This window comes from Achromobacter agilis, assembly GCF_900496965.1.
GTDB lineage: Bacteria > Pseudomonadota > Gammaproteobacteria > Burkholderiales > Burkholderiaceae_B > Achromobacter > Achromobacter agilis.
In genome coordinates, this window is sequence record NZ_UFQB01000007.1 from 225,741 (window position 1) to 237,019 (window position 11,279).

Annotated in this window: 8 protein-coding genes; 3 read left to right on the top strand and 5 right to left on the bottom strand. The window is 58.4% G+C overall.

Annotated elements, in window-relative coordinates:
• Nucleotides 1-40: 40 nt before the first annotated feature.
• Nucleotides 41-1,003, bottom strand: a complete 963-nt coding sequence (locus AGI3411_RS11445) for a hypothetical protein (RefSeq protein WP_129527485.1) — start codon at nt 1,001-1,003, stop codon at nt 41-43.
• A gap of 190 nt (nt 1,004-1,193) precedes the next feature.
• On the opposite strand from AGI3411_RS11445, the gene AGI3411_RS11450 reads away from it, so the two are divergent.
• Nucleotides 1,194-1,820, top strand: a complete 627-nt coding sequence (locus tag AGI3411_RS11450; protein ID WP_129527486.1) for a tyrosine-type recombinase/integrase — start codon at nt 1,194-1,196, stop codon at nt 1,818-1,820.
• Nucleotides 1,821-1,914: 94 nt separating this feature from the next.
• Here the strand turns inward: AGI3411_RS11450 and qatD are convergent, their stop codons facing one another.
• From qatD to AGI3411_RS11470, 4 genes are read right to left on the bottom strand one after another with little or no spacing between them, the layout of a single operon-like run.
• Nucleotides 1,915-2,655, bottom strand: a complete 741-nt coding sequence (gene qatD / locus AGI3411_RS11455; protein ID WP_208748060.1) for a Qat anti-phage system TatD family nuclease QatD — start codon at nt 2,653-2,655, stop codon at nt 1,915-1,917.
• Nucleotides 2,652-3,917, bottom strand: a complete 1,266-nt coding sequence (qatC, locus tag AGI3411_RS11460) for a Qat anti-phage system QueC-like protein QatC (protein WP_129527487.1) — start codon at nt 3,915-3,917, stop codon at nt 2,652-2,654. Before qatC ends, qatD begins: the two co-directional genes overlap by 4 nt.
• Complete coding sequence (gene qatB, locus AGI3411_RS11465; RefSeq protein WP_129527488.1) at nt 3,914-4,777, bottom strand: Qat anti-phage system associated protein QatB; 864 nt, start codon at nt 4,775-4,777, stop codon at nt 3,914-3,916. The genes qatC and qatB overlap by 4 nt, the downstream gene beginning before the upstream one ends.
• Entirely contained in the window at nt 4,777-6,657 is a 1,881-nt protein-coding gene (locus tag AGI3411_RS11470; RefSeq protein WP_129527489.1) for a KAP family P-loop NTPase fold protein, read from the bottom strand. The genes qatB and AGI3411_RS11470 overlap by 1 nt, the downstream gene beginning before the upstream one ends.
• A gap of 970 nt (nt 6,658-7,627) precedes the next feature.
• Here AGI3411_RS11470 and AGI3411_RS11480 point away from each other — a divergent pair.
• Both AGI3411_RS11480 and AGI3411_RS11485 read left to right on the top strand, forming a co-directional pair.
• The gene (locus tag AGI3411_RS11480) at nt 7,628-9,433 is read left to right on the top strand and encodes an ATP-dependent nuclease (RefSeq protein ID WP_129527490.1); all 1,806 of its coding nucleotides are present in this window, start codon (nt 7,628-7,630) and stop codon (nt 9,431-9,433) included.
• Between the two features lie 2 nt (nt 9,434-9,435).
• Complete coding sequence (locus AGI3411_RS11485; RefSeq protein WP_129527491.1) at nt 9,436-11,196, top strand: UvrD-helicase domain-containing protein; 1,761 nt, start codon at nt 9,436-9,438, stop codon at nt 11,194-11,196.
• Nucleotides 11,197-11,279 lie beyond the last annotated feature (83 nt).

Below are 11,279 nucleotides of genomic sequence, written 5' to 3' on the forward strand. Positions count from 1 at the left end.
TAAACTGACCTTCAGCCTCAATTGAACGAGGGCGTAGGCCTCAATTTTCTAAGCCAAATAGCGCATACGCCTTGCCTCGAAGTGCCTCGTCACAGAACTCATCCATATCAAGCAGCCTTATAATTTCATCTAACTGTTGCCTGCTTTTGTGGGGAAGAGCGAGAACACGCTCGACCGCGTGTGAGGGCAAATACCGCGAGAGGTACTGAAGGGGGTTCAGCGTCTTGGGCAAGTGGGATATCACCGTGTTCCAGCTGTACTTTTTGCTGATTCCGTCATACAGACGCTTGTACTCCAGATACGGACGCAGTATGGCGTTGTATTGGCTGAATACTGCGCCTCGGTGCCATGCATAGAACTTCTGAGCGCTGCCGCGGTAGATGGAAAAGACCTCGTAGATGTCTACTGCATCCTCAGAGCCTTCGATGTAGCCCTTGGCCATCGCATTCCAACCGTTCCAAGCCAGAAGCTCAGTCTTTGTCACAAGAAAGCGCGCCTGCCTTGATTTAACTTCGAAGTTGTGGGAAATTTCCCAATTCGCCTGCGCTATACGCCAGTGAGTGTTGTAGTTACGAAGGCACTGCAAGAATTCATGCAGCCCGGGCGACGAGAAGTGTTTCTTCAACTCTTCTGCGTATCCGGAAACTGGCGATACACGGGTGAAGTTACGCGCATGATCAACCAGAGCCATGAGGGCGGCGGTGCAATTTGCCAGCTTTCGCTTGACCTCACGCGTATGGCGGTCGGCCTCACTTCCGTCGCCTTGATGCCAGAAGGCGGGGTTCTTGCTTCGATCCGAAAATAGCGAAATCTCGTCCAATAGATCAGAGATGTTCGTCTCGAGTACATAAACGGAGTCGTCGAGTTCCTGAAGCGACCGCCATAGCCGCCCTCCCTCTGTGTCCTCGATTGCTGTTCTTGCATCCGTAGAGTTTTTGAAGATCGCCGCCTCAATGACGGCGTAATTCCAAGGATGGGGGACTGTGTCGAGGTAGCGGGTCATAAGGCCTAACCAGATTTGAACGTCAGTGTAGAGGGCTATGCTATGTGTAAACGAAAATATGGTTCTCTGCCTAGAGTTCGGCAGCCTGATGAATGGCCGTTTCCTTCCAGCCGCAAATGACTGCTCAGGGTCGGATAGCGCCCCTCCGGAGGAGCACACTGAATCTCCCCTTACTCAAAAGGAGATTGTCATGGAATCCGCGAATGCCGCCGTTGACCGTCGTGTGCCCTGGAACAAGGGAAAGCTCACCGGGCAGAAACCGCCCCTAAAGCTCCGAGAAATCTGGGCAATTCGAATGAGACTTCAGATGGCTTCGAACACCCGGGAACTCGCGATGTTCAATCTCGCAATTGATAGCAAGCTTCGAGCGTGCGATCTCATGCGACTGCAGGTACAGGAAATCCGTCACGGAAGCCACGTAGCCGCGAGAGCCACCGTCATGCAACAGAAGACCCTGCGTCCGGTCCAATTCGAGATTACGGAGCAAACCCGTGAGAGCCTTGAAGCATGGATCGACACGCGAAGGCTAAAGGCGGCGGATTTTCTGTTTCCGAGCCGGTTGCATACATCGCCGCATCTGTCGACGCGGCAGTACGCCCGGATTGTGCATCGCTGGGTCGCATCGATTGGCCTCGACGATACCGCATATGGAACCCACACTATGCGCCGTACAAAAGCCTCGCTGATCTACCGCCGGACGAAGAATCTTCGGGCTGTACAGCTGCTGCTCGGGCATACGAAGCTGGAAAGCACCGTTCGCTACCTAGGTATCGAGGTCGACGATGCTCTTGAGATGGCTGAACAAACAGAGGTTTGATGCATCCTCGCCGGCGAGCGGTCGCTTGCCGGCCAAGAACGGACTTTCACGAGTGTCTGCTTACAGCCACCAGTCGCGATGGTGGCGCACTTCCTTACCGTTGGCCCATGAGATAAAGAAGCGCCTGACCGTTTCGAGCAAGAATCTCTGCCGCTTCATCGGGCGTTGTCGCCCACAGCGGAGCAAGGCCCTCGGCAACCTGGGACGCGTTCCAAGGCAAGACTGACTTGCCCCCAACCTTGGCAAAGGGACCATCGCTTTCTGGCACAACGCGGTCGTGCGGCATTGCTTCAGCCAAGGCCCGGCCATTCGCAGATTCGAACATCGCCGGCCCGATGCTGAACCAACACCCGTGCGCCGCGGCGTCCTTCAATTCAGATCTGCTTCCGGAAAACCAGTGCATGACGGCCGTGCCGAAGTTCGGATGCCGCTCGAAATCCGCCAATACGTCCCTGACTGCGCGGCGGGAATGGACACTGAGCGTTCTGCCTCCCACCTCCGCGCACCGGGCGACGACCGCGCCGAAAATTTTGCGCTGGACTTCGTAGTGGGCTTTGAAACGAGGCGACCCATCAAGGCCCACCTCACCGACCGCCTTGACGTCAGCAATCTGTTCCAGTAGCAGGTCTAGTTCTGCTGCGCGCTCGTGGGCAATTTCGGGATGGAGTCCGGGTGTGATGAGTACTGAAGGCAACGGCTCCAGCGCTCGCGACGTCGCCGCGAACGCCTTAGGACTCGTGGTCACCAACCAGGTGAACTTATTGCGGCGGGCGGCCTCGCGGTAGACCTCCATCGCACGAGGGTAGAGGTCGAGGTGGCAGTGAAAGTCCATCATAACAGTCCGTCCGCTTGGAGCAACGCCTCCAGTTCACCAAGACCAGCTTGGAGCACCCCCCGATATGAACCACGCTCACCTGGCGCAGCAAACGCGAGCGTGGCGCCAAGGAAGCGGTCCAATCCCTGCTCACGCACCGACAACACAGCCAGCGCTGCCGCCATAGGGTCGTCCGGTCCGCTGGACTTGTCAGAACCGGCCAGCGAGGGGAAGGTATAGGTAGTCCTGTCGCGGCCATGGCCCCAGGCGAGAAACGCTGCTCGTCGAATCATGCAGGGAACGCAGCGACCACAGTGCGTTCGATTGTAGGTTCGGTACCGTCCGCAGCTCGTGGAATCTGAAGCGACGGTGTCAAGCAAGGTCTGGTTCGCACATTCGCGCAGCATTTCGCCCTTCGTTTTGAACCGGTATGGCAACTCGAGCCGTACGTCGATATCCAACACTTCGAGCAGCTCCTGCAGCATTGCCATGAACAGCGGGTGCGTCGTGCGCGTGCTGAGGCTGGACACTCGCCCAGGGACGAGGGGCGGATTGACGCAGATGAAGCCGTTCTCGGGGACAAACACCTGCACTGGCTGGCCAGCAATCTTGGATGCCGCCATCACGGCGAACCCGTAGAACGCCAACGAGCGACCGCGCGTCGAGGGCTCCCGACGGCCGGTAAAGTTGATGCCATGGCTCCACTGCATGTGAGTCGCCCCGCCGCCAAGGAGCGTGGCGTACCGGCGTTGGCGCTCGGAATCCTCGTGGGCCAACTGCGAGACGAACGCCGGCTGTCGCCCACTGGTCACCAGATCGATGCCCCCTACAAGGCTGTCAAGACCGCCCGACAGAAGCGAGATGCAATCGTGGGCCAGCGGTTGGAGTCTACCGTTCGGAGGCGCAACCCCGCCCTCGACGAAGTGAAGCGTCCAATAATCTCCCGTCAGAACCTTCAACATCTGTTCGACATGGGCCTTCCAAGGTGCCCACCGAAGAGGTTCATGCAAGCCGACCGTGAGTTCGATGGTCCGAGTCCAGCCGTCCGCACTGGTGTTCCGCAAACAGCAAAGGTCGGCTGCGCAAACCGACAAACAGAACTGCACGAAATCCCAAGCCTGAGCGCTTGGAGCGAATCCCTTGCGCTTCAACGACCCACGCCAGCCCTGCGCGATTGTTCCAACGCCGGCGCGCTTGGCGCTCTTAAATAGCGTGAACGCGCGCTCGCCATCTGCGAGCGTCGCGGGCAAGTGGCTAACGGACGTACATAGCACCTTCGTCATGACGCAAACACCTCCATTGCCGACCGCAGAACGTCTCGGGCGAGCCGCTTCGGGTCGAGCCCCGTCCCACCGAGCCGCTCCATGACGACACGAACTTCCGACTGCACGTACTCCCGCACATCCTTCCGAAAGAGCTGGACTTGTTGCGGGTCGTGCCTCAGCCGCTCGTAGATTTGCCCGAGTTGCAGGTCCATGCGATTGCAGACATCGTTGGCGATGGTGATGGCCATGACATCGTGAATCTGCACATCCGTGAGGTTGAAGACATCGATGTCGGGACTGAGTTCGTAGAGCAGTCCAAGCGCCTCGGCCGCAGCGTTGCGCAGCGATTCGTCGTCCACGCTGCCCGTATCGGGCATGACCTCCTTGACCAATTCTAGGATGAGGTCGTCGGCAGCGAGACTCGCAGCTCGTGTGCGATTTACCCAGTCCACAACCTGCGGGTCAGATCCATCGCGGGCGGACGCCAAGAACTGCCCCAGGGCACCTGCGCCCTGAGCCGTACCTCGCATGGTGGAAGCCGCGCGCCGCGCACCGCCCATGCCCTTGGTAACCATGCTCTTGGCCGCGCCTCGCAATGAGTCGCGGCCGCCGCCGCCAAGAGCGGCGGACATCTTGGAACGCGCGTCGGCGAACCGGCGACTGGGCGCAAAAGCCCCATCCGGCGCCTCTTGATCGCCGGCTGTGGCGCCCCCCTCGGCTCCAGCTTCGGTGCCCGTGTCAGCAGGCTCGTGGTCGCCATCATCGCGCGAGCCATCTGCGGCATCGTCGCCGCCGGCAGGCGCCGCCTCTGGAATCAGCCACTCCGGGTCAAACGGCGAGCCGGCTTTGCCGCCGGAACTTGACGTTGAGGTTCCCATTATCTGGTCCCCCGCTTCGCCCGCTGGATGGCCGCTTTAGTGGGTTTCTCCACCGAAGAGTCTGCCTCCCACTTGTCGAGGGTGGGGCGTGCCCATGTCTGCGAGTACAGGAGGGGGACGACGCCAGGACCAACTTTCCCGACCGGTGCTTCTGCCAAAAGCGCCGCGGCCTGGGCAGCCAGGTCCGGGTACACCTTGCAGGGCTCGATGAGCGGAACGACGTCCTCACCCGAGCGCCACGTCCGCATCGCGGCCTTCAGCTGCCAGGCTTTGCCCATGGCCATCCCTGCCTGAATGGCACCAGCGGCTCGGATGGCTTCAGTGAGCGGTGCGTTCGATGCCGTTGCAGTGACCAGGGCGTCGCGCAATGCACGCCCTTGGTCAGTCATGTTGTCCGCGCCAAAGTCCCGAGTCGCCGTATCCCTGCTCAAGTGCAGTAGGGGGCGGAGGTCTACATTTCCCAGCGGCGGTTTGAGTTGCAGCCATTCGCACGAAAAGGGGTCATCATTGAAGGGCTCGGGGAGCGGCGTCCCGGCCGCCGCCGCGGCTTCCGCTTCACGCAAGGCCGTCACTCGCCCATCGGCGTCCGCCGAAACCCTTGCAGCCAGGGCGTTGGCCAACGTTTCGTCGCACCGTTCGACAAGGTGCCACTTTGCAAGAGAAGGGATGTCGAGGTCGATGCCCTGCGGGGCAGCTAAGGCCGACCGCAAGTATACCGTGTTCAGGAACCGTTTCATTAGCCGCGGGTTCGCGTTTACGGCGCTCGACTGGGTGAGCAGCGGAGCCAACCCCTCAGCAAGTTGCATCAACTCGAGCATGGGCGTGTTGCCCATGCCGACAAGGCTTTGCAAGAACTCGGACGTGACGGCGTCGCCTTTCCAGCTGCTTTGCAGGCGCTTTGGGATAGCCTCCTTTGCCGCGTCGAACCCGACCTTTGCGAAAACGCCGTCAGCATAGGCACGCTCCATCAGCAGCAAAGCTAGATATGCCTTGGCTTCATTGATGCCAAGTCGCGGGACGTGCAGCGGAACCTGGATGAGCTTGTCGAAGTAGTTCGTTGCAACCTCGCTCGAGATGCCGGTCCCTTCGAAGTGCACCCGCACCGCGCCTCGAATGAACTCGTTATCGGCCGCCACCACAAACGCGCTGCGCTTGAGGAAGAGGAGGAGGCGAATCGATTCCAGCGTAGAAATGGCGGTCTTGGGCAGACAGCGGTCTAGGTCGTCCACGAAAACGACCAGCGTCACCTTCAGCTCTTCGAGCAGTTCTTCGAGGGCATTGCGGAACGCCTGGATCTCATTGGGCAATGAGATCGGCTCTGAGGGCTTGAGCAGATCATTGGGCATCTCCTTGTTAGCGCCCTTATCCTTCTTCTCGCCTTCTCCATCGCCCGACTCCTTCGCGTCGTCGTCTCCGCCGACTCCGAAGAACCCAGCAGCCTTCATGACCGCGGAGCCGATGCTGCCGACAGGCACACCTGTGTAAAGCGTCACGGCGGCTTCACCACCCATTTGAGCGAGGCGAAGGAAGTTGATGCGCTTGAGGAGGCGCTTCGCCTTCTTTAGCAGGGGCTCGCTCTTGGCCGCCAGCCGCAGGACCTCATCGCCAACCAGCTGCAGCAGCGCACCTCGGGCACCCTCAAAGTCTTGGTATAGCCAAGGGTTAAATGTGACGATGACGTAGGTGTTGGTCCCCGGAGCATCGGCTTGTTTCAACCGGCCTTCTATCATCCTGACCAACGAGGTCTTACCTACACCCCAGCCGCCAGATACGCCGACCGAAATCGGCGTGCCGTTCGCCTGTTGAAGGAGTTTCGCGCACGCGTCCGCTACCACACCGAAATTCAAGTAGTCGACGGTCGTTTCGTTGTCTGACCACATTTCAAATTATCTCCAACTATGCCAAGTTGTCTGATATTAACTTCCGATCTGCCGCTACGGCGCGCGGCCCTCTCAAAACCTAGGATATCCACCTCAAAATCACTATTTAGTCTTATCTATGGTGAGCCGTCTTCGGTCGGTCATTTAGGGCGGCATAACGCCAAGAGCAGTTGTTCGATGCTGAGCTAATTAAGATTCAGGGCGATCTGCGATCTCAATATTCTTAGGTCTGCCTAAGGTCTCTTCTGCAATGCTCGCTCCCATCTTTCCGACTATAGTCATTTTTATACGAGAGATTTCCAACTTTTACTTTTTCTGCATTTAGCCAGGTGTGTCCCGGCGATTGCTATGGAACATAACTTCGAAAGGCTGAAAGCCCACATCCTCCCACTATCGCAGTCGGACATATTTGACGCAGCCCGCACTGAGTGGGATTTGGTGAGTGTTGAAATTACGCAATTGTTCGATCAGTGCCCCTGCGGGCAAGAGATTAAAGAACATTTGCTACATAACAAATCGCATCACGGGCCACTCGACGTACGTCGGCAATGTTTGCATCAATCGGTTCATTGGCATTGATACGGGCAACTTGTTCGACGGCCTGAAGCGCATTGCAAACGATCCATATGCCAACGCTAACCTCGACGTCATCGAGCATGGGCGCAAGATGGGATACATCTATGACTCTGAAAATAAGTTCTTAGTTAGCACACGCCTCAAGCGGAAGCTCTCGGACAAACAGCTTAAATGGAAGCGCAAGATCAATCGCCGAATAACGGAACAGATCTCGGTTCAACGTCGCACGCGCACCTAAAAATCCGCAGAGGCCGCTTCGCGGCTCGGCATAACTCAAGGGTTCCGCCCTCGAACGGACGATTGGAATTTCTATGCGACGATTCATAGATGGCTGGGTCGAAAGAGCTCTGCATTTGGCCCTGGGAATTGCCCATAACCGAAGCGGAAGTAGAAAATGAAAGTAGTTCGTCTAAGTATCTCGAATTTTCGGGGCATCAAGTCTGCGGAACTGCTTTTCGATGGGCACACGCTCATGGTCGGTTCTAACAACGTCGGTAAGAGCACCATCTGCGACGCGCTAGATCTTGTCTTGGGGCCCGACCGACTGAACCGCTTCCCGCCGATTGACGAGTTTGACTTCTACAACGCCCAGTATCTAGCCTCGCCCGTGCAAGAGGATGCCGAGCCCGAGTCAATTCCATTGCGCGTGGAAGTCGTCCTGATCGAGCTGAGCGCTGAGATCGATGCCAAGTGCGGTGGCAATACAGAATTCTGGCACTTGGAAGAACAGCGTCTTTTGGATGCGGGCGAAGTCCTGGCCGCCAACCCGCCACATGTCGTTCCTTGCCTTCGTCTGGAGACCATTGGCAAATACGATCTCGCCGAGGACGAATTCGAAGCCAGGACTTTCTTTTCCCACAGCCCCGACGCACCGGAAGGCACACTGACGCCCGTATCCAAGCCGATCAAGCGGCAGTTCGGATTTCTCTACCTGCGAGCATTGCGCACGGGATTGCGGGCGCTGAGCCTTGAGCGCGGCTCGCTTCTGGACATCATCCTACGTACCAAGGGCGTTCGCACGACTCTTTGGGAAAAGACCATCGCGCGACTGCGCGGCCTCGATATTGAAGCCGACGCCGCCGAGATCGCTCCTGTCTTGCGCTCGGTCGAAAAGCGGCTAAACCGTTACATTGCGCTGGAATCGCCCGGCAACGCGACGAAGCTGCACGTCTCGGAGCTCACGCGCGAGCATCTTCGCAAGACTATGTCGTTCTTCCTGTCCATCTCTGTCGACCAAGGCCCCGTCCCCTTTCCCCATGCGGGAACCGGCACTGTCAACACGCTCGTACTCGCTCTCCTGTCGTTCATCGCGGATCTCAAACCCGACACCGTGATCTTCGCCATGGAGGAGCCCGAGATCGCAGTACCTCCACACACGCAGCGCCGAATCGCCCAATACTTGTTGACGAAGACCACCCAGGCTTTCGTGACCTCCCACTCGCCCTTTGTGATCGAGAAATTCGAGCCGTCGAAAACACTACTTCTCTCGCGTGACGGCGGTGTGGTCAGCGCCCGCAAGGTCTCCGACGCAACGGGCCTCAAAGACAACGACTACAAGCGCTTCTCTCGCTCGGGGTTGTCCGAATGCATGCTGGGGCGAGCAGCCATCGTCGTCGAAGGCGTCACAGAGCTGCATGCGATGCCCATCATTGCGCGCCGCATGGAGGAAAACGACCCTAACTTGCAGCCCTTGGACATCGCTGGCGTGGCGTTCTTCGACGCCGACGGCGAGTCGAACATGCCCAAGTTCGGTAAGTTCTTCAAAACGCTGGGGCTGCGCACCTTCGCTTTCTACGACCTCGACTACAAGAAGAAGCGCAAAGCCGAGCAGGCTCAGGCACTTGCGGAAAATTTCGAGATTAACGTCGAGCACGCCTACAAGGGCTTTGAAGACCTCCTGGTGGCTGAAGTGCCAGTGGATCGACTTTGGTCATTCCTCGCAAACCTCAAAGCAAACGGCGAATATGGCAATATCGCCATCCCCGACGCGCGCCCACCCGACGACGCGGTCAAGGCCGTCGCCAAGGAGGCTCTCGGCGGAAACAAAGGCGCAGGCTGGTCGGCCCGCCTGCTTGAAGAGTGCGGATTCAACGAGCTGCCGGCTACCGCCACACAATTCCTCGCGTCCGTGTTCGCTCTGTTCCCGCCGCCGCCGCCCATCGACGAGGGCGGCGGCGACAACGCGGATCTGTTCGCCTGACCATGAACGAGCCTTGCCCGCTCCGCGACAGTGTCCTTGCTTGCGAAGGGCACGCGCTGGTGACTGGTGGCCCTGGCAGCGGCAAGACGACCATTGCATTGCGAAAGGCGGTCAAGCGTATTCAACAGGGAATGACGCCTGGGCAGTCCGCTCTCTTCCTGAGCTTCTCGCGCGCGGCAGTAGCGCGCATCCTCGACGCGGCCAAGCTAGAAGCTACAGCAGCCGAGCAAGAGCAACCTTCGATTCAGACCTTCCACTCCTTCTTCTGGGACATCCTCAAGGCGCACGCGTACCTGCTCGGTGCTCCGCGCAAACTGTCGATTTTGCTGCCACAGGATGAGAAGGCCCTGAGCGGGGGCATCGACGACGAGGACGACGAATGGGATCAATGGCTGATTGAGCGCGAGCGGCTGTTCCGCGAAGAGGGACGCATCGCGTTCGACCTGTTCGCTCCCAACGCCACTCGTTTGCTTGCCACCAGCAGCCACTTGCTTTCGTCGCTCGCGCGACGGCATCCCATCATCATCGTGGACGAGGCCCAGGATACCGGGCAATTCGCGTGGCAATGCGTTGAAATGCTTGCTCCACATGCGCAGATCGTTTGCCTCGCCGACCTCGAACAACAAATCTTCGATTACCTGCCTGGCGTTGGACCAGAGCGGATCGCAGCGATTCGCGCTGCACTTCATCCACTCGAAGTCGATCTGGGCACTCAGAACCATCGCAGTCCAGATTCTGAAATCTTGATCTTTGCCAACGACATTCTGGCCGGGCAGGCACGCGGTGCGCCCTATAAAGGGGTTTCTTCCTTTTCCTATCGGCCAGAAAACCCAACGCCGAACTGGAACCATGTTCTACGACGCGCCATAGCTCAGTTGCTGTCGAAAATCCGCGCGGAGTCCGATAGCCGACCCCAAACGCTTGCAATCTTGGTGTCAAACAACAGAAGTGCGTTACGCATGTCCAATGCGCTCAACGCAATCGAACCGAATGTAGGCAAGGCTGTGCGCCACAAGCTGCTGTTCGACGAGGCCGAGGCCCTACTCTCGGCACGATTTGCGGCGTTTCTGCTTGAGCCCAAAGACCTTGCTCAGCTCGAACTCGATGTGGCAGCCAGCATGGAGCTGATCGCCGCTGCGCGGCGGGCGACCGGACAAGCCAAGGCCGCCGTGAGCAAACTCTTGGAGCAGGCGGGAAAAATTCGAGGCGGCAAGACCCTCAACATCAACATCGTTAAAGCGTTGCGCGGCCTAATTGCAGGTCTTCACGCCGACGGCTTCACCGGGGACCCCGCCACCGACTGGCTTACCGTCAAATACGCTCTTCGAGCCACTGGCCAAAATGAGTTGCTGCGCGTGGCTTCCCAGCTTGACTTCCTAGTCGCCTTCCGACGTGGACATCGAGTTTCAGCAGGCTTAGCCAACGAATGGCTGCGCGACGGTGCCTATACGAACGCTCGGTTAGCGTTAGATCAAGCGCTTGCACAAGAGCAAATTTTGGATGGTATCGAGGCTCCTGCCGGGCTCCAGGTGATGAACTTTCATAAGGCCAAGGGAAAGCAGTTCGATGGAGTTGTCATTGTCCGAGAAGCACGGCGCACGGCTGCCGGAGTACAGTCTTCATTCGTTTGGCGAGGGGATGACGTGCCACATCCTAAAAGCCGCAAAGTCCTGCGTGTGGGGGTTACCCGTGCTCGCATTCACACGTTGATCGTGGATCCCATGTGGCCGGCATGTCCAATCCTGCGCGGACATAAGTTGTAGAGGCAGTGACCTGCCCCCAGACTTAGTACGGCACCGACATAGAGTCCAGGGTTAAAAACCGTTGTTGCCGATGCGCCTGAGCA

Bases quoted from the DNA above. Each gene is read 5' to 3' on its own strand.
- AGI3411_RS11445 (WP_129527485.1), bottom strand. From the start codon at position 1,003: ATGACCCGCTACCTCGACACAGTCCCCCATCCTTGGAATTACGCCGTC.
- AGI3411_RS11450 (WP_129527486.1), top strand. From the start codon at position 1,194: ATGGAATCCGCGAATGCCGCCGTTGACCGTCGTGTGCCCTGGAACAAG.
- qatD (WP_208748060.1), bottom strand. From the start codon at position 2,655: ATGATGGACTTTCACTGCCACCTCGACCTCTACCCTCGTGCGATGGAG.
- qatC (WP_129527487.1), bottom strand. From the start codon at position 3,917: ATGACGAAGGTGCTATGTACGTCCGTTAGCCACTTGCCCGCGACGCTC.
- qatB (WP_129527488.1), bottom strand. From the start codon at position 4,777: ATGGGAACCTCAACGTCAAGTTCCGGCGGCAAAGCCGGCTCGCCGTTT.
- AGI3411_RS11470 (WP_129527489.1), bottom strand. From the start codon at position 6,657: ATGTGGTCAGACAACGAAACGACCGTCGACTACTTGAATTTCGGTGTG.
- AGI3411_RS11480 (WP_129527490.1), top strand. From the start codon at position 7,628: ATGAAAGTAGTTCGTCTAAGTATCTCGAATTTTCGGGGCATCAAGTCT.
- AGI3411_RS11485 (WP_129527491.1), top strand. From the start codon at position 9,436: ATGAACGAGCCTTGCCCGCTCCGCGACAGTGTCCTTGCTTGCGAAGGG.